The 16,111-nt window shown below is 66.6% G+C and carries 19 protein-coding genes; 10 read left to right on the top strand and 9 right to left on the bottom strand.

Annotated features, from left to right (window positions below):
- Nucleotides 1-144 precede the first annotated feature (144 nt).
- From ACYZGB_RS02135 to ACYZGB_RS02120, 4 genes are all read left to right on the top strand, one after another.
- Nucleotides 145-744 carry a Crp/Fnr family transcriptional regulator gene (locus ACYZGB_RS02135; protein ID WP_462386559.1) on the top strand — a complete coding sequence of 200 codons (600 nt, stop codon included), beginning with the start codon at nt 145-147 and terminating at the stop codon, nt 742-744.
- A 56-nt stretch (nt 745-800) separates the two neighbouring features.
- Nucleotides 801-1,334 carry an anthrone oxygenase family protein gene (locus ACYZGB_RS02130; RefSeq protein WP_462386558.1) on the top strand — a complete coding sequence of 178 codons (534 nt, stop codon included), beginning with the start codon at nt 801-803 and terminating at the stop codon, nt 1,332-1,334.
- A 113-nt stretch (nt 1,335-1,447) separates the two neighbouring features.
- Nucleotides 1,448-2,059, top strand: coding sequence for an NADPH-dependent FMN reductase (locus ACYZGB_RS02125; RefSeq protein ID WP_462386557.1), 612 nt, complete (start codon nt 1,448-1,450; stop codon nt 2,057-2,059).
- A gap of 81 nt (nt 2,060-2,140) precedes the next feature.
- Complete coding sequence (locus ACYZGB_RS02120) at nt 2,141-2,419, top strand: YkgJ family cysteine cluster protein (RefSeq protein ID WP_462386556.1); 279 nt, start codon at nt 2,141-2,143, stop codon at nt 2,417-2,419.
- Between the two features lie 37 nt (nt 2,420-2,456).
- On the opposite strand, the gene ACYZGB_RS02115 is transcribed toward ACYZGB_RS02120, so the two are convergent.
- From ACYZGB_RS02115 to ACYZGB_RS02100, 4 genes are all read right to left on the bottom strand, one after another.
- On the bottom strand, nt 2,457-2,825 hold the full coding sequence (locus tag ACYZGB_RS02115; protein ID WP_462386555.1) for a VOC family protein: 369 nt from the start codon (nt 2,823-2,825) through the stop codon (nt 2,457-2,459).
- 75 nt (nt 2,826-2,900) lie between these two features.
- Nucleotides 2,901-3,245 carry a hypothetical protein gene (locus tag ACYZGB_RS02110; RefSeq protein WP_108615758.1) on the bottom strand — a complete coding sequence of 115 codons (345 nt, stop codon included), beginning with the start codon at nt 3,243-3,245 and terminating at the stop codon, nt 2,901-2,903.
- Between the two features lie 7 nt (nt 3,246-3,252).
- On the bottom strand, nt 3,253-3,660 hold the full coding sequence (locus ACYZGB_RS02105) for a VOC family protein (RefSeq protein ID WP_462386554.1): 408 nt from the start codon (nt 3,658-3,660) through the stop codon (nt 3,253-3,255).
- 120 nt (nt 3,661-3,780) lie between these two features.
- Nucleotides 3,781-4,197: a DUF4087 domain-containing protein gene (locus ACYZGB_RS02100; protein WP_462386553.1), complete on the bottom strand. Its 417-nt coding sequence runs from the start codon at nt 4,195-4,197 to the stop codon at nt 3,781-3,783.
- Nucleotides 4,198-4,381: 184 nt separating this feature from the next.
- On the opposite strand from ACYZGB_RS02100, the gene ACYZGB_RS02095 reads away from it, so the two are divergent.
- Nucleotides 4,382-5,293 carry an RNA polymerase sigma-70 factor gene (locus ACYZGB_RS02095; RefSeq protein WP_462386552.1) on the top strand — a complete coding sequence of 304 codons (912 nt, stop codon included), beginning with the start codon at nt 4,382-4,384 and terminating at the stop codon, nt 5,291-5,293.
- Nucleotides 5,294-5,331: 38 nt separating this feature from the next.
- On the opposite strand, the gene ACYZGB_RS02090 is transcribed toward ACYZGB_RS02095, so the two are convergent.
- Nucleotides 5,332-5,793 (bottom strand): DUF4265 domain-containing protein, encoded by a 462-nt coding sequence (locus tag ACYZGB_RS02090; protein ID WP_462386551.1) that lies wholly within the window; start codon nt 5,791-5,793, stop codon nt 5,332-5,334.
- Nucleotides 5,794-5,986: 193 nt separating this feature from the next.
- On the opposite strand from ACYZGB_RS02090, the gene ACYZGB_RS02085 reads away from it, so the two are divergent.
- Both ACYZGB_RS02085 and ACYZGB_RS02080 read left to right on the top strand, forming a co-directional pair.
- Nucleotides 5,987-6,448 carry a carboxymuconolactone decarboxylase family protein gene (locus ACYZGB_RS02085; RefSeq protein WP_462386550.1) on the top strand — a complete coding sequence of 154 codons (462 nt, stop codon included), beginning with the start codon at nt 5,987-5,989 and terminating at the stop codon, nt 6,446-6,448.
- Nucleotides 6,449-6,617: 169 nt separating this feature from the next.
- Nucleotides 6,618-7,388: a class II aldolase/adducin family protein gene (locus ACYZGB_RS02080; RefSeq protein ID WP_462386549.1), complete on the top strand. Its 771-nt coding sequence runs from the start codon at nt 6,618-6,620 to the stop codon at nt 7,386-7,388.
- Nucleotides 7,389-7,397: 9 nt separating this feature from the next.
- Here ACYZGB_RS02080 and ACYZGB_RS02075 read toward each other — a convergent pair whose 3' ends face one another.
- Nucleotides 7,398-8,636 carry a YbfB/YjiJ family MFS transporter gene (locus ACYZGB_RS02075; protein WP_462386548.1) on the bottom strand — a complete coding sequence of 413 codons (1,239 nt, stop codon included), beginning with the start codon at nt 8,634-8,636 and terminating at the stop codon, nt 7,398-7,400.
- Between the two features lie 197 nt (nt 8,637-8,833).
- On the opposite strand from ACYZGB_RS02075, the gene ACYZGB_RS02070 reads away from it, so the two are divergent.
- Complete coding sequence (locus ACYZGB_RS02070) at nt 8,834-9,937, top strand: alkene reductase (RefSeq protein WP_462386547.1); 1,104 nt, start codon at nt 8,834-8,836, stop codon at nt 9,935-9,937.
- 127 nt (nt 9,938-10,064) lie between these two features.
- On the opposite strand, the gene ACYZGB_RS02065 is transcribed toward ACYZGB_RS02070, so the two are convergent.
- From ACYZGB_RS02065 to ACYZGB_RS02055, 3 genes are all read right to left on the bottom strand, one after another.
- Nucleotides 10,065-10,652, bottom strand: coding sequence for a hemerythrin domain-containing protein (locus ACYZGB_RS02065; protein ID WP_462386546.1), 588 nt, complete (start codon nt 10,650-10,652; stop codon nt 10,065-10,067).
- A gap of 207 nt (nt 10,653-10,859) precedes the next feature.
- Nucleotides 10,860-12,530, bottom strand: coding sequence for a methyl-accepting chemotaxis protein (locus tag ACYZGB_RS02060; RefSeq protein ID WP_462386545.1), 1,671 nt, complete (start codon nt 12,528-12,530; stop codon nt 10,860-10,862).
- 118 nt (nt 12,531-12,648) lie between these two features.
- Nucleotides 12,649-14,910, bottom strand: a complete 2,262-nt coding sequence (locus tag ACYZGB_RS02055; protein WP_462386544.1) for a heavy metal translocating P-type ATPase — start codon at nt 14,908-14,910, stop codon at nt 12,649-12,651.
- A gap of 167 nt (nt 14,911-15,077) precedes the next feature.
- Here ACYZGB_RS02055 and ACYZGB_RS02050 point away from each other — a divergent pair, with 167 nt between their 5' ends.
- Nucleotides 15,078-15,281: a heavy-metal-associated domain-containing protein gene (locus tag ACYZGB_RS02050; RefSeq protein WP_029414201.1), complete on the top strand. Its 204-nt coding sequence runs from the start codon at nt 15,078-15,080 to the stop codon at nt 15,279-15,281.
- A 36-nt stretch (nt 15,282-15,317) separates the two neighbouring features.
- A complete protein-coding gene (gene cueR / locus ACYZGB_RS02045; RefSeq protein ID WP_462386543.1) occupies nt 15,318-15,842 on the top strand; it encodes a Cu(I)-responsive transcriptional regulator in 525 nt (174 codons plus the stop codon).
- Nucleotides 15,843-16,111: the final 269 nt, after the last annotated feature.

Genomic DNA, 16,111 nt, shown 5'->3' with positions numbered 1-16,111 from the left:
ACTCCGGGGCCTGGCGGGCCCGATAATCAAAACACCCGGTGCGCGCGGGCACCCTGTCAAAGGCGCCGCACACCGGCCCTGCTGGAGGTGGGCGCACTTGGCGCCCCAGCAGGCAACCCGCGATTTTCCCACTTTGCGCAGGCCGTGTCTGTTTCCAGCCCCCTCACCCTCTTCCTGACCGAGTTGCTTGGCGCCCCGCCTCCGGCCATAGAGGCCTGGTGGGCTCTCGCCGAACGGCGCTTGCTGGAGCGTGGCCAGCCCCTGCTGCGGGCGGGCGAACACTGGCGGCATCTGTGGTGGGTGGAGCGCGGCGCGCTGCGGCTGTACTACCTGGACCGCGACGGCGCAGAGTCCAACAAGAACTTCTTTCTGGACGGCGCCCTGTGCTGGCCCATCACCCCCACACTGCGCCAGCAGCCGGTGATGTTTCACGTGGAACCATTGGAAGACAGCGTGGTGTGGGCCCTGCCCTTCCCCGTCGATCCAGGTGAGCCGCTGCCCAGCGCGGGCTGGGCACCCTGGGCCGCGCTGGAGCACCGGGTGCTCGGCGCGCTCCTCGACGGCAAGATGCAACGCGAGCAGGAATTTCTGCAGCTCAGCGCCCGCCAGCGCTACACCCGCTTGCTGGAGCAACACCCGCAATGGGCCGAGCGCATCGCCCTCAAGCACCTGGCGTCGTACCTGGGCGTGACCGATGTGTCGCTGTCGCGCCTGCGCAGCGAGATGGGGCTTATCAAAGGATAAGGCGGGGGGCGCGGGCCTTCGGCAGAGTGCGGGCATCGCACCCACCAGTCCCGCCCATGACCCTCCACCCACACGCCCACAACACACCGCCCCTGCCACTCACCCTCCTGCCCCACGCCCTCGCCGTGGTGTGGCTGGGCCTCATGGCCGGGTTCTTCGGCACCTACAGCGCCAACGTCAATCTGGCCATGTTGCAGATGGACGGCGCGACCTATGCCACCGTGCAATCGGCCTTCAACCGCAACGTGCGGCACGCCCTGTTCTTTACGCTGTTCTTCGGCCCGCCGGTGTGGTGCGCCCTGACCCTCGCCATGGCCTGGCGTGAACACCGCACGCTGTGGTGGCGCCTGCTGGCCCTGGTCGGCGTGGCCTACCTGCTGGGCATCGTGTTCTTTACCCAGCAGGTCAACCTGCCCCTGAACTACACCACCGAAGCCTGGAACCCCCAGGCCCTGCCCGCCGACTGGGCCCAGGTGCGCGACCAGTGGAATGCCGCCAACCTGTGGCGGGCCTGGCTCAGCCTGGGGTGTTTTGCAGCGGCGCTGGGGACGCTGGTGGGGCGCCTGGCCGGTCGCCGCATGCCGGGCTGACGTGGGCAACGCTGGCCACCGGCATCCCCCGCATAGCATCGAGCCAAAAAACCGCAACGTGCTCCCCGCATGCAGGATTCCTGCCGCCCGCCTGTGATTCAATCGCAGGCACCATGCCCAACACCACCCCCTCCCTCCTCGTCTTTGCCGGCAGCACACGCCAGCAATCCTTCAACCGCAAACTGGCCCACGCCACCGCCGCCATCGCGCGCGATGCGGGTGCCACAGTCACGCTGCTGGAGCTGTCCGAGTTCGACATCCCGCTGTACAACGCCGACCTCGAAGCCCAGGGCACGCCCGCCGATGTGATCCGTCTGAAGGAAATCCTGTGGCAGCACCCGGCCTGGGTGATCTGCTCGCCCGAATACAACGGCAGCTACACCGCCCTGCTCAAGAACACCATCGACTGGGCCTCCAGCCCCGTCAAAGGCAACCCTGACTGGCAAGACGGCGGCAAGAGCTTTCGCGGCAAGGTTGTGGGCATGCTCAGCGCCTCGCCCGGCGCCCTGGGCGGCCTGCGCTCGCAAAGCCACCTGGCGCCCCTGCTGATCAACGCCGAATGCTGGCTCGCGCCCAAGGCGTTTGCACTGGGTTCGGCGGGCAGCGCGTTTGACGACAGCGGCGCCCTCATCCAGCCAGCCCACCGCGACCGCGTGCGCGCCGTGGTGGACCAGGTGCTGTGGGCATCCGCCCGGCTGAATGCTGAGGCCGCCACGGGCCAGTGAGCGCAAAAAACAAAGGCCAAAACAAGCCCTTGCGCGCGCCCCGTATGCCCTGACAGCTATACAAAAAAGAGCAACACACCCATGGACTGCCGCCCCGGCTGCGGCGCCTGCTGCACCGCCCCCTCCATCAGCTCGCCCATCCCGGGCATGCCCCTGGGCAAACCGGCGGGGGTGCGGTGTATTCAACTGGGGGACGATGCACGCTGCCGCATTTTTGGGCAGCCCGAGCGACCGGCGGTGTGCGGAGGGTTGATGCCGTCCACAGAAATGTGCGGCGCCACCAACGAGCAAGCGCTGGTGTATCTGATGCGGCTGGAGCAGCTGACGCAGCCGGGAAGTGTGGGCGAACCGGTGGCATAGCCGGTCTTCTTCCTCTTCCTGCCTGACCAGGTGACTGCTACTTCATCGAGTGCAGACCTACCTTGTTGCCCTCGGTGTCCACAAAGTGGGCAAAGAAGCCAAAGTCATTACCAATCTCCGTCTTGGGCACCACCACCTGGCCACCGGCCTGCGCCACACGCGCCAGCATGCTGGCCAGGTCGTCTCCGCCGTTGAGGTACACCATGGTCCCGTTCTGCGACGGCACACCGCCCTCACCCTGCACAATGGCGCCGCCCACGGCCTCGGGGTCGGTGGATAACATGCCCATCATGGTCGGGCCCATGGCCATGGGCGCAATGCTGATGCCCAGCACCGTCTCATAGAAGGCCTTGGCGCGGGTGAAGTCGGTCACGGGGATCTCGAACCAGTTCAAGGCATGGGGCATAGGGCTCTCCTTGGGGTTGGGAAACCAAAAACCAGCACTGTGAACTTGTACGCTGACCAGCGCAATGGTGGCGCGTCACCCGGCGCCGTTGGCATTTTGTAGTTTGTGCTTTTTGTATGCGACACCGGCCACCACCAGATTCGCAATCCCCAAGCCCAGAAAACCAAGCACTCCCGCACGCCAAAGGTTTGTGTGTGCAGCATTCAAAGCTTGAGTGTCGAAGCGAAGAACCCGCAAATGAGCGTCAAGACGCTCAGCTTCCGGCTGGCTCAGCTGGGAACGGTCCGCCAGAAGTTGATCTTCCAGATTTGAAATCACCGCTGCAATGGGGTCTTTGATGAGCGGGATCTGCACAAAACAATAGGCGGCTAGGGAGAGCGCCAATAGTGCAAGGCTCAGAGATACGAGGAATAGGCGCATGGTGAAGTTACTGGTGACGGACAAGCGGAGGGTTCCACGCAGCGCGCTGAATCACCACCCGGTAACCGTCCCCATCCTCAAACGTGCAGCCCTGCTGGCTCCAGTACGGATTGAACGATTCGACCTCCTTGAAGCCAGCGCCACGCATCGCCTGGCAACGTTCCGTCCACGCCTGATGATCGGGAACATAGAAGACAAACAGATCTTCGGGCGTTGGCTGCGGCATCACTGGGTGCCTGCGGCAGACGGTGAACTCGAAGTGGAAATCCGCCCCGCGAAACCCAAGCATGGCACCATCAAAGCCATCGTGGTCCGCAAAGCTTGCAAGCTCTTCCAGGCCAAGGCCCTGCTGGTACTGCGCGACAGCGTGATGCAGGTCGCGCGCAGGGCGTGCGATTCTCAGATGAATGCTCATAGCGCTTAGGGGGAGGGTGTAGCGGGTTGCCGCCTCACTATAGCCACCGCCGCACGCAGGCCCGGCCGAAATCGGCTGGACGGTCATGCCTATCCGTCGATCCGTTGCGCCTGTTGCTTTTCACGGCCTCGCCAACGCCCGATCCTCCCGGCACGCCTTCAGCGGCTTGGCCGTGGCCGAGGCGATGCGTAGCACCCGCTGCTCGCGGCGGTCCACCACCACCTTCATGCAGGCGCAGCCGTGGCCGTAGTGGCCGTTGGTCTTTGTCCATTGCGCGTCGGTGAACACGGGCCAGTCGCCCTCGGCGCTGGCGCCGCCCTGGGTGGCGATCACCCACTCGCCATCGCGGTCGGTCAGGGTGGCATTGCCGGGGGTGGGGTTGTGGAACCAGCCGCAGCGATTTTCCAGCGGGGCAGCGCGGCTGGTCGATGGCACAGCAGTGTTTTGGGCGCTGGCGGCCACGGCGCAGGCCAGCAACGCGGCGCCCAGCGCCAGGTGGCGGGCGTGGCGCCGCAGTGGGGTGGGGGCGGGTGGCATGGGTGGTCCTCTCTGGATTTGAAGAAAAATGGGCTCTTCGGCGCGTCCATCATGCCTCGATAGCTATCAAAACAGAAGCGCTTGATACTCTGGTGTCACACAGCGGCGGCCCCGCGCGTCTAAGCCCAGGCCCCGCCCGATCCGGTGCATTGGGCGCACACTCTACCTCCCCCGCTCCGCTGCCATGACGCTTTCTACCCCCACCCCCGCCGACCCCTTCACCACCCTGCGGCCGCGCCTGTTCGGCATTGCCTACCGCATGCTGGGCGTGCGCGCCGATGCCGAGGATGTGCTGCAGGACGCCTGGCTGCGCTGGAGCCGCCAGGACCCCACCACGCTGCAGTCGGCCGAGGCCTGGCTGGTGACGGTGGTCACGCGCCTGTCCATCGACCGGCTGCGCGCGCTCAAGACCGAGCGTGAGGCCTATGTGGGCTGGTGGCTGCCCGAGCCGCTGGTGCAGCTGCACGACCCCGCCACCGGCGATGCGCAGCACCACCAAACGCCCGAGGCGGCCGCCGAGCTGGCGGGCGAGCTGTCGGTGGCGTTTCTGTATGTGCTGGAGCGCCTGGGGCCCGAGGAGCGCGCGGCGTTTTTGCTGCGCCAGGTGTTCGACTACGACTACCCCGAGATCGCCGCCCAGCTGGGCAAAACCGAGGCCGCCTGCCGCCAGATGGTGCACCGCGCGAGCGAGCGCGTGCAGCAGGCGCGCACGCGTTTTGAGGTGCCGCGCAACGTGCACCACCAGTTGCTGCAGCGCTTCATGCAAGCCGCCCACAGCGGCGACCGCAACGCCATCGAGGCGCTGCTGAGCGAGGACGCGCAGCTCATTGGCGACGGTGGCGGCAAGGTGCCGTCCTTCCCCAAGCCGCTGGTGGGGCCGTTCCGCATTGCCAACCTGTACTGGGCGCTGTTCCGCCGCCTGGGCGCGCAGGTGGTCTACCGCATGGCGCTCATCAACGGCGAGCCCGGGCTGCTGCGCTATGTGGACGGCCGCATCGAGTCGGCCCAGGCGTTGGTGACGGACGGCGAGCGGATCGTGGCGATCTATGCGGTGCGCAACCCGGACAAGCTGGTGGGGGTGCCTGCGGTGCTGTGATGGCCAACACAGCCCGTCAGAGACATCACTCAACTGCTCTAATCGTCTTCGGATGGAGGATGGCCGTCATGCGCAACCTCGAAATGCAGCAATTGCGCATCATCGGCGGCTTTCAAGGCCTGGTAGCAACGGTCCGCAGAAGAATCCCTTGGAACATCAATCACCACAAATGGCATGTTGCCGATTTGCCCTGACTCGAATCTGCACCCTTCTTCCTTGAGCAACTCCAGCGTGACGTCCATGGGGACAAGCACACCATCCACACGCTGAGGAATGACACGGTAGGTGGAGTGTCCGCTGCGCGCGACGACATGCTGGAACATGCGAGCACCGCCACGAAGTTGAGTGGCCACGCGGTCGCCATACGAAACGCCACGCACAAAAAAAGGGGCGTTTTCAAGTACGAATTCATCCGGCACATCGGTGTGGCTGGCCCAAAGCGCTTCACTGGAGTGTCCATGCCAATCATCAGCATCCACTTCGAATCCAACTTTTATCATCGCCAACGCCTCCTTTGGCGGTCGATGTTAGCCAGGTCCCCTGGAACCTCACGGTGAGGTTTTTGACCTGCAAGGAGTTCAACTGTCACAACCGCACACAGCGCAACGTCTTGAAGGGTATGGAAGGCGGCAACAGCCCATTCGCGGAGCCTTCCAGCCCCTGCTTTTCTATCTACCCTTTCAGGAGTTTTCCATGTCCCAGCACACCGCCCGCCTCCCCTACCACCAGCTGTCGTCCAAGGCCTTCATGGGCCTGGTGAACCTGTCCGAAACCATCAAGAAGGGCCCGCTGGGCCTGCGCCTGAGCGAGCTGGTGTTTTTGCGCGTCTCGCAGATCAACGGCTGCGCCTACTGCATGGACATGCACTGGCATGTGCTGGTGAAGGACGGCGTGGCGCCGCGCCACCTGAACGCGGTGGCGGGCTGGCGCGAGGCGCCGTTTTTCAGCGACCGCGAGTGTGCCGCGCTGCGCTGGGCCGAGGTCATCACCGCCACGCCCCACAGCGATGCGAGCGACGAAGAGTTTGCCAAGCTGCAGGCCGTGTTCAGCGATGCGGAAATCTCCGACCTGGGTTTTGCCATTGCGGTCATCAACGGCTGGAACCTGATCAACGCGGGCATGCGCGCGCCGATTCCAGACACACCGGCTGCATAATTTCAAGCAAAACAGGCCGTTACCGCGCGACTGTATTGCCTCGATAGCTATTATTTTTATAGTACACCTATCCCAGGCCACGACCCGCGTGTGTAGCCTGGCTGACAGTCACCCGCGCGCTGGCGGCCTACAGTGGTGCCTCCCACACCCACTACAACGGAGACACCCCATGCTCACCATCCCCTCGCTGCAAGACAGCGTCAGCCCCGAAGAATGGCAGCTGCGCTGCGACCTGGCCGCCTGCTACCGGCTGGTGGCGCTGTATGGCTGGAGCGACCTGGTCTTCACCCACATCAGCGCCAAGCTGCCCGAGTCGGTGTCGGGGCCCGAGCACCATTTCCTCATCAACCCCTATGGCCTGATGTTCGACGAAATCACGGCATCGAGCCTGATCAAGGTGGACATGCAGTGCAACAAGCTGCACGACTCGCCCTTTCCGGTGAACCCGGCAGGTTTTGTGATCCACAGCGCCGTGCACGAGGCGCGGCCCGAAGCGGGCTGCGTGCTGCACACCCACACCCGCGCGGGCGTGGCGGTGAGCGCGCAAAAGGGCGGCGTGCGGCCCATCAGCCAGCAGAGCACCTTCGTGCTGGGCTCGCTGGCGTACCACGAGTACGAGGGCGTGGCCTTTCGCGACGAGGAAAAGCCGCGCCTGCAGGCCGACCTGGGCGAGGCCAACTTCCTCATGCTGCGCAACCACGGGCTGCTCACCGTGGGCAAGACGATTGCCGACGCGTTCCTGTCGATGTACACGTTCGAGAACACCTGCCGCATCCAGATCGACGCCCAGGCCGGTGGCGCGCTGACCAGCGTGAACCCCCAGATCGTGAGCGGCGTGGCCCAGGCCATGCGCGTGCAGACAGGCGGCCTGGGCGGTGCGTTTGCCTGGCCTGCGCTGCTGCGCAAGGTGCAGCGCGAGGCGCCTGGCTACAACACATGAAAAGCTGAACTACAGCGGCTTTTGCCGCCACGCCACCAGCGCCCCCACCCACAGCGCACAGGCCGAGAACACCAGCCCGCGCGCCAGGCCGCCGGGCCCGTCGGCGATCCAGCCCACCACCGTGGGCCCCACGATTTGCCCGGCCGCAAACACGATGGTGAACGCGCTGATGCCACTGGCCCACAGCGCCTGCGGCAGGTTGTGCCGCACCAGGGCGGTGGTGGATGCCACCACCGACAAAAATACCCCGCCAAACAGCAGCCCCGAGGCCAGGACCACCGGCCAGGCGCCCGTGAGCGCGGGCAGCACCGTGGCCACGCCCAGCAGCGCATTCAGCCGCGCCAGCGCCTCGCCGCCTTTGCTGCGGTCCAGCAGCCCGGCCCAGATGCGCGAGGACAGCACCACGGCCAGCCCCAGCAGCGCGTAGAAGGCCGTGATCGCCCCCCCGCTGGCGCCCTGCTCGCGCAGCAGCGCCACCACAAAGGTCATGTAGCCGATGTAGCCCACACCAAACAGCCCGTAGCCCAGCAGCGCCGGGGCCAAAGCCCGCCAGCGCAGCGTGGCGGGCGGCGGCGTGATGTTGAACGCCGTGGGGCTGGCCGGTGGCGGCGCCAGCACCTGCAGCGCCTGGGCAGGCCACCACAGCGCCGCAGTGGCCGCCGCGCAAGCCAGCGCCAGCGCCCACCAGGCCCACGCCCAGGGGTGCGGCACGGGCCCCGCTGCCGCCAGCACACCCGGCACCAGCAGCGCCGACAGGCTGATGCCCCAGCCCGTGCCCCCGTAGTACAGCCCCAGCAGCAGGCCGCTGCGCCCCGGCGCGTGCGCGCCCAGCCGCGCGGCCAGCAGCCCCCCGGCAATGAACACCAGCGCACTGGCCACCCCCGCCAGCAGACGCTGCAGCAGCAGCCACGGCGCGGCGGTAAAGAACCCGCTGAGCCCCATGAACACCGAGGCCAGCACCGCCCCAACCAGCAGCACCCGGCCCGGCGCCACCCGCCGCAGCAGCAGCGGCGTGGCCAGTGCACCCAGCAGATAGCCCAGCGCGTTGGCCGTGTTCATGCCCCCGGCCAGGGTGTACGACCAGTCCAGGTCCTCGCGCATCGGCGGCAACAGCAGGGCATAGGAAAACCGCGTGATGCCCAGCGAGATCGCCGCCCCCATGGACAGCGCCACAGCCAGCCACAGGGTTGGAAGGGGCGCTGCAGAGGAAGCAGCGGAAACGTCAACAGGGGCGGGGCGTGTGGGCATGGCGTTTTGATTCTGCCGCAGCCCGGCAGAGCGTGCCGGGGGCTGTGCCGGGCCCGCGAAACCGCCCGTGCGGATATCACAAAAACAGAAGCCTTGTTGACGCATGTGCGCTGCAAGTTTTGCGCTGCAGCATTACGCTTGCGCCCGTCCCATCGCTCATCGCTGGTCTACAACCCTTTTTCCGAAAGCCTCGACCCATGCCGCTTCTCTCTGACCCCGTCCAAGCCGGTGACCTGCAACTGGCCAACCGCGTCGCCATGGCGCCGCTCACGCGCAACCGCTCGCCCAACGCAGTGCCCACCGACCTGGTCGCCACCTACTACACCCAGCGTGCCAGTGCGGGCCTGATCATTTCAGAGGCCACGGCCATCAGCCACCAGGGCCAGGGCTATGCCGATGTGCCCGGCCTGTATGCGCCCGAGCAGATCGCGGGCTGGAAGAAGGTGACATCCTCCGTGCACGCTGCGGGCGGCAAGATCGTGGTGCAGCTATGGCATGTAGGCCGCGTCTCGCACACCGACCTGCAGCCCGGCAACGCTGCACCCGTGGCGCCGTCGGCCATCCAGGCCAACACCAAGACCGTGCTCATCCAGAACGGCGTGCCCACCTTCACGCCCACCTCCATGCCCCGCGCGCTGGAGCTGGCCGAGATCCCCGGCATCGTGGCCGACTACCGCCGCGCAGCGCGCGCCGCCATCGAGGCGGGTTTTGACGGCGTCGAGATCCACGCCGCCAACGGCTACCTCATCGACCAGTTCCTCAAGACCGGCGCCAACCAGCGCACCGACGCCTACGGCGGCAGCATCGAGAACCGCGCCCGCCTGCTGCTGGAAGTGACCCGCGCCATCACCGAAGAAATCGGCGGCGGCCGCACCGGCATCCGCCTCTCGCCCGTCACGCCCGCCAACGACATCGTCGATGCCGACCCGCAACCGCTGTTCGACTACGTGGTGCGCCAGCTCGGTCCCCTGGGCCTGTCCTACCTCCACCTCATCGAAGGCGCCACCGGCGGCCCACGCGAAGTGGAAGGCCGCCCGTTTGACTACACCGCCCTCAAGGCCGCCTACCGCGCATCGGGCGGCCAGGGCGCGTGGATGGTCAACAACGCCTACACCCGCGCGCTGGCCGACGCTGCTCTGGCCCAGGGTGCCGACATCGTGGCCTTTGGCCGCCCCTTCATCGCCAACCCCGACCTGGTGGCACGCCTGCACGCCAACGCACCGCTCAACGAGGTGAACCGGGCCACGCTGTATGGCGGTGGGGCGGAGGGGTATACGGACTATCCGGCGCTGAGCGCCTGAGTTCGCACCCAGCCCCGGCGGGGCGCGCTGGTGACAACTGGCGCTGAGCAAGCCAGCGGCCGCCGCGCAAGGGCCGCCCCGCCGCGCTGGCGGCGTCCCCCTTGAGGGGTAAGGCGCCGAAGGCGACTCAGGGGGGGCTTCCAAGCCCTATCGGGCTCGGCGCCCGCATCACGATGCGCGTGAACAGCCGGTCATAGGCCGCATCGCGCGGCTTGCCCGGGGCCAGCGGGTTGGTGTTGCTGGCAAAGGCCGCGTCAATGGCCACCCAGTCGCCCGGCAGCAGGTTTTCCTGGGCCGCTGGCAGCACCACGGTTTCTTCCAGCCGCATGTGGTCCAGGTAAAAGCGGATGTACTTCTGCAGCGCCTGGGCAAACACCTCGCGCCGCGCATCGCCCATCAACTCCCAGCCCAGCAGCAGGTGCTGCAGTTCGCGCACGGCCGCCTCGCCGCCCGCATGCTCGCGCTCCAGCTGCGCGATGGCCTCGGCGGCCTGGGGCGAGCGCTCAGCCACCCGGGGGAACAGCCACTGCGACTCCTTGGGGTGGTGCTGCCGCTCGGGAAACTCGTCGATGTAGAACAGCATCGCACGCATCACATCAAAAAACGCGGCGGGCTCGTCGCCCGGCCCCTGGTCCAGCATCAGGCGCAAGGAATGGAGCACCGCCGACAGCGACGCATGCTCCTCGCGAATGGTTCGCAGGCTGATCGATGGCATGGTGCACGCCCCCGCAGAATGAACAACAGGGCCAAGGGTGCCACGGCAGTGCGCTGCCGCCCATGACGCAAGTCAACAAACCGGGTGCAAGGGCGCGGCGATGCTCGGCTGCACAGCAGCAGCGCCCGCCAAAAACAAAGGCCCTGCAAGCCAAGCCTGCAGGGCCTTGTGCACGGTGCACGCGCAGTGCACCGGGGATAGATGGACTCAGCGCGTCAGCCGGGCCTGGGCGGGGCCTGCGGCCAGCGTCCGGGATTCCGATGGGTACGGCGCGGCCACGCTGCGGTAGGCGTGGTGCTGGCCATGCCCCATGGCCTCGGCCAGGCGGAACTGCTGCACCACCTGCGACAGGCGCGCGGCCTGCTCACGCAGAGACTCTGCGGCTGCGGCAGACTCTTCCACCAGCGCGGCGTTCTGCTGCGTCATGCGGTCGATCTCGCCCACCGAGCTGTTCACCTGGCCAATGCCGGCCGACTGCTCGGACGCCGCCGCCGTGATCTCGCCAATGATGTCGCCCACGCGCTGCACGCTGCCCACGATGTCCTTCATGGCCGTGCCCGCTTCTTCCACATGGCGCACGCCGCCGTCCACGGCTGTCACGCTGCTCTGGATCAGGCCCTTGATGTCGCTGGCCGCTGCGGCGCTGCGCTGCGCCAGGCTGCGCACCTCGCTGGCCACCACGGCAAAACCCCGGCCTTGTTCGCCTGCGCGGGCAGCCTCCACGGCCGCGTTAAGCGCCAGGATATTGGTCTGGAAGGCAATCGAGTCGATCAGGCCGATGATGTCGCCGATCTTGCGGCTCGATGCCGAAATCTCGTGCATGCTGGCCACGGCCTGCTGGACCACACCTCCACCGTGCGTGGCCATCTGTGAGGCGGAAGCCGCCAGCTGGTTCGCCATCTGCGAAGACGATGCCGTCTGTTGCACGGTGGACGTAAGCTGCGTCAGCGAAGACACGGCCTCCTGCGCATTGCTGGCGGTTTGCTCAGTGCGCTGAGACAGGTCCTGATTGCCAGAGGCAATTTCCTGGCTGGCTGTGGCGATGTTGCCGCTGGCATCGCGCACCTGCGCCACCAGCGCGCCCAGGCCCTGCTGCATGTCGCGCAGCGCGCGCTGCAGATCGGCAACTTCGTCCTTTCCCTCGGCCGCAATGTTCTGCGACAGGTCGCCCCCAGCAATCGCCTGCGCCATCTTTCGTGCATCTTCCAGGGGCCGGCAAATGGAGTTCATGTTCATCAGCGTTGTGGGCACCACCACCACCACTGTGATCAGCACGGCCAGCACAAACAGCCACTTGGTCTGATCTGAGACCTGGCCCTGCTGCGCCACCGACTGACTGACCTCGTTGCGCAGCACGGTGTCCAGCTCCATCATCAGCTTGTCGGCCATATCGAATTCGGCCACGGCCTTCCCGCTCATCCGGTTGGCAATGGTGGCGGTGTCGTAGCCGCTGGCTTCGAGCTGGCGCGCCACATGGGCAAACAGATCCTTGTAGCTGTCGAGCTTGGTGATGATGTTGCGCACCACCACGTTGTCGGCATCCTCGCCCCCTTCCAGGAACTTGCCCGCAATCTTCTTGGCTTTTTCGTGGCTGGCAAGCCACTTGGTATGGGCGGCCTTCACGGCTTCAGGCTTTTCGTAGCCGATGATCATGTCTTTCTCGTACTGGCGGATGGCACCCATCTCGCCACGCAGCTCGGCCATGTTGCTCACCTTGGCGAACGAGTTGTCCATGAAGTTCTGGCTCATGTCATGGATTCGGAACATGCCCAGCATGCCCGCGCCGCCCAGCAGCCCCAGCAGCCCCAGAACCACGCCGATGGCGCCCAGCATGCGCAAACGTATGGTGAACTGCCGCATGAGCGAGAAGAGATTCATGATCTGTCGTCCTTGATATAGCTATGCCGATGCGTTCGCCGCACCTCCCCCGAGGCCACGGACATGCAACAAAACGTTGCAGTTTGCCAGACATCGACGACCGCGCTGTACGTATTTATCACATGCGCCAACGCTTGAGTAAGAGGGCATTCGCCATGACGCTGACCGAGCTGAGCGCCATCGCCGCCCCTGCCACCACGGGGTTCAGATACCCCAGCGCCGCCAGCGGAATGCCCGCCACGTTGTATGCAAACGCCCAGAACAGGTTCTGGCGAATCTTCATCACCGTGCGGTGCGAAATGTCCAGCGCCGCCGCCACCAGCATCGGGTCGCCGCGCATCAGCGTGATGCCCGCTGCATGCATGGCCACGTCCGTTCCGTTGCCCATGGCCATGCCCACATCGGCAGCAGCGAGCGCCGGGGCATCGTTAACGCCGTCGCCCACCATCGCAACATGATGGTGCTTGCCGTCAGCGCCCTGCTGCAGCGCAGCCACCTTGGCCGCCTTGTCCCCCGGCAACACCTCGGCCATCACCTCGCCCGCGCCGGGGTCCAGCCCCAGGCGCCGGGCCATGGCCTCGGCCGCGCCCCGGTTGTCGCCCGACACCATCACCGTGCGGATGCCGCGTGCCTTCAGCGCCGCCAGCGCCTCGCGCGCGCCGGGCTTGGGTTCGTCGCCAAAAGCCATCACCGCACGCAATGCCAACCCCTCGGTGACCCGCTGGGCCACCGCCGACACGGTGGCGCCCTCGTTTTGCAGCTGCTGTGCCCGCACCGCAAGCGCCCCCAGGTCCACCCCCAGCTCCTGCATCCAGCGCAAGCTGCCCACCAGGTAGCTCTGGCCGTCCACCTCGCCCTCGGTGCCGCGCCCAGGCACGGCGCGCACATCCTGCGCGGTGGTCACGCTGATCTGCCGCTCGCCCGCAGCCGCCACCACCGCGCGCGCCAACGGGTGTTCGCTGCCGCTTTGCACCGCAGCCACGGCCGCCATCACGGCCGCATCGTCGAGGCCTGGCACCACCTCAAACGCTGTCAGCCGAGGCTGGCCCACGGTCAGCGTGCCGGTCTTGTCAAAGGCCACCACATCCACCTTGTGCGCCAGCTCCAGCGCCTGCACGTCCTTGATCAGGATGCCGTGCTTGGCCGCCACGCCCGTGCCAGCCATGATGGCCGCAGGCGTGGCCAGCCCCAGCGCACAGGGGCAGGCGATCACCATCACGGCCACAGCGTGGATCAGCGCCGCCTCCAGCCCCGCGCCCATGGCCAGCCAGCCCACGAGGGTCACCAACGCCACCACCAGCACCACCGGCACAAAAATGGCCGACACCTGGTCCACCAGCCGCTGGATGGGCGCCTTGGCTGCCTGCGCGTCTTCCACCAGCCGGATGATCTGGGCCAGCACCGTCTCGGCGCCCACGGCCGTCACCGCCATCACGATGCGGCCATCGCCGTTGATCGAGCCACCTGTCAGCGCCGCGCCCACATCACGCGCCACCGGCAGGGGCTCACCCGTCAGCATGGATTCGTCCACCTGCGTGTGGCCCGCGTGCACGGTGCCGTCCACCGGGATGCGCTCGCCGGGCCGCACCACCAGCTGATCGCCCACCAGCACCTCGGACACCGGCACATCCACCTCGCCCTGCTTGGTCAGCAAATGCACCACATCGGGCCGCAGCGCGTGCAGCGCACGGATGGCGGCCGTGGTCTGGCGCTTGGCGCGCGCCTCCAGCCACTTGCCCAGCAGCACCAGCGTGACCACCACGGCCGACGCCTCAAAGTACAGGTGCGGCACATGCCCCGGATGGTCCGTGGGCGCCGTCAGCCACAGCCACATCGACAGGCCCCAGCCCGCGCTGGTGCCCAGCGCCACCAGCAAGTCCATGTTGCCGCTCAGCGCCTTGGCCGCATGCCAGCCCGCCTTGTAAAAACGCGCCCCCAGGATGAACTGCACCGGCGTGGCCAGCACAAACTGCACCCAGGCGGGCAGCATCCAGTGCTGGCCGAACAGGTCACCGATCATGGGCAGCACCAGCGGTGCCGACAGCAGCAGCCCAATGCCCACGGGTAAAAAGCCGGCCCAGGGTGACAAGTCCTCCGGAGCATCCTCCTGCCCCGCCGCACGCGGCTCGTAGCCCGCATTGCGCACCGCGCGGCGCAGCACCGCCTCCATGGCGGCGGCGTCGGCGCCCACCTGCGTGACAAAGGCAATGCGCGCAGACTCGGTCGCCAGATTGACCGAGGCCTCCTGCACGCCCGGCACCTTGCGCAGCGCGCGCTCTACACGGCCCACGCAGCTTGCGCAGGTCATGCCAGAAATGCCCAGGTCCAGCGAGTGCACAGACCCGGGCGCGGTGTTGGGGGGGGTGGTGATGGTGTTCATGGCCGGGATGCTGATCCTTGACGTGATGGCAAGGTCAAGCATTGATATTGATCAACCCTCACATCATGAGTGTCTTGAGCGGCGTTTGACTCTGCCACGATGTCAAGCTTCAACATTCACTTCGGTCGCTTCAACGGCCCTCTTGAAAACCAACCCGAGGACACCCCATGACAACCACCACTACTTTCCAAGTTCAAGGCATGACCTGTGGCCACTGCGAACGCGCCGTCACCCAGGCCGTGCAGCAGATCGACCCCGACGCCCAGGTCCGCATCGACCGCGCCAGCGGCAAGGTGGACGTGGACAGCACCGCCCCGCGCGAAGCCCTGGCCGCCGCCATTGCCGAAGAAGGCTACACCGTCGCGGCCTGAGCGCCGCGCCACCATGCACCCAGCGAGGGCTACACCATGACCACGCCCCACTCTCCCCATGCCTCGCATGTGGAGCCAACCGCGCGCGCCAAGGCCGCTGCACCCCGCGCCACCACCTGGCCCGTGCCCATCGGCATCGCCGCCCGGCGCGCAGGCATCTCGGCGCGCATGGTGCGGCACTACGAATCGCTGGGCCTTGTCAAAGGCGTGGCGCGCACCGACAGCGGCTACCGCCAGTACACCGAGGCCGACGTGCACGCCCTGCACTTCATCCGCCGCAGCCGCGACCTGGGCTTTTCGATGGAAGAAATCGCCGAACTGCTGGGCCTGTGGCACGACCGCAGCCGCGCCAGCAGCCAGGTCAAGCTCATCGCCCAGCAACACATCGACGACCTGAGCGAACGCATCGCCCAGATGCAGGCCATGCAGCGCAGCCTGCAAACGCTGGTCTCCTGCTGCAAAGGCAACGACCGGCCCGACTGCCCCATCCTGGACGACCTGGCGGCGGGGCACAGCGAGCCCCGCAGCGCGGCACCGCGCAAGACGCTATCAAATAAATAGCTACCAAGGAAAAGCCATCGCGCGATGAGGGCCAAAAAACCTCAAAACTTCTGCCCACCGCGCGGCCCACATCTCTGCGGCAAGACCCCCATGGCAGACTCTCAGGCTTTGTCACAGCCTGATACTGCCTGCCCCCCATGCTCACCGGTGACCTGCGCAACAAAGTCGATCAAGTCTGGAACGCCTTCTGGTCCGGCGGCATCGCCAAGCCACCCACCGCCGCGCCCTGGCTGCGCTGGATGCGCCGTTTGCCTTGCTGCAGCAGCAGG

It is taken from the genome of Acidovorax sp. Q11 (assembly GCF_054950075.1).
The sequence above is the reverse complement of the archived record's forward strand: the minus strand, read 5'-3'. Positions and strand labels throughout refer to the sequence as shown.

Excerpts from the sequence above, each read along its gene's own strand:
- ACYZGB_RS02130 (WP_462386558.1), top strand. The coding sequence starts at position 801 with ATGACCCTCCACCCACACGCCCACAACACACCGCCCCTGCCACTCACC.
- ACYZGB_RS02125 (WP_462386557.1), top strand. The coding sequence starts at position 1,448 with ATGCCCAACACCACCCCCTCCCTCCTCGTCTTTGCCGGCAGCACACGC.
- ACYZGB_RS02120 (WP_462386556.1), top strand. The coding sequence starts at position 2,141 with ATGGACTGCCGCCCCGGCTGCGGCGCCTGCTGCACCGCCCCCTCCATC.
- ACYZGB_RS02115 (WP_462386555.1), bottom strand. The coding sequence starts at position 2,825 with ATGCCCCATGCCTTGAACTGGTTCGAGATCCCCGTGACCGACTTCACC.
- ACYZGB_RS02110 (WP_108615758.1), bottom strand. The coding sequence starts at position 3,245 with ATGCGCCTATTCCTCGTATCTCTGAGCCTTGCACTATTGGCGCTCTCC.
- ACYZGB_RS02105 (WP_462386554.1), bottom strand. The coding sequence starts at position 3,660 with ATGAGCATTCATCTGAGAATCGCACGCCCTGCGCGCGACCTGCATCAC.
- ACYZGB_RS02100 (WP_462386553.1), bottom strand. The coding sequence starts at position 4,197 with ATGCCACCCGCCCCCACCCCACTGCGGCGCCACGCCCGCCACCTGGCG.
- ACYZGB_RS02095 (WP_462386552.1), top strand. The coding sequence starts at position 4,382 with ATGACGCTTTCTACCCCCACCCCCGCCGACCCCTTCACCACCCTGCGG.
- ACYZGB_RS02090 (WP_462386551.1), bottom strand. The coding sequence starts at position 5,793 with ATGATAAAAGTTGGATTCGAAGTGGATGCTGATGATTGGCATGGACAC.
- ACYZGB_RS02085 (WP_462386550.1), top strand. The coding sequence starts at position 5,987 with ATGTCCCAGCACACCGCCCGCCTCCCCTACCACCAGCTGTCGTCCAAG.
- ACYZGB_RS02080 (WP_462386549.1), top strand. The coding sequence starts at position 6,618 with ATGCTCACCATCCCCTCGCTGCAAGACAGCGTCAGCCCCGAAGAATGG.
- ACYZGB_RS02075 (WP_462386548.1), bottom strand. The coding sequence starts at position 8,636 with ATGCCCACACGCCCCGCCCCTGTTGACGTTTCCGCTGCTTCCTCTGCA.
- ACYZGB_RS02070 (WP_462386547.1), top strand. The coding sequence starts at position 8,834 with ATGCCGCTTCTCTCTGACCCCGTCCAAGCCGGTGACCTGCAACTGGCC.
- ACYZGB_RS02065 (WP_462386546.1), bottom strand. The coding sequence starts at position 10,652 with ATGCCATCGATCAGCCTGCGAACCATTCGCGAGGAGCATGCGTCGCTG.
- ACYZGB_RS02060 (WP_462386545.1), bottom strand. The coding sequence starts at position 12,530 with ATGAATCTCTTCTCGCTCATGCGGCAGTTCACCATACGTTTGCGCATG.
- ACYZGB_RS02055 (WP_462386544.1), bottom strand. The coding sequence starts at position 14,910 with ATGAACACCATCACCACCCCCCCCAACACCGCGCCCGGGTCTGTGCAC.
- ACYZGB_RS02050 (WP_029414201.1), top strand. The coding sequence starts at position 15,078 with ATGACAACCACCACTACTTTCCAAGTTCAAGGCATGACCTGTGGCCAC.
- cueR (WP_462386543.1), top strand. The coding sequence starts at position 15,318 with ATGACCACGCCCCACTCTCCCCATGCCTCGCATGTGGAGCCAACCGCG.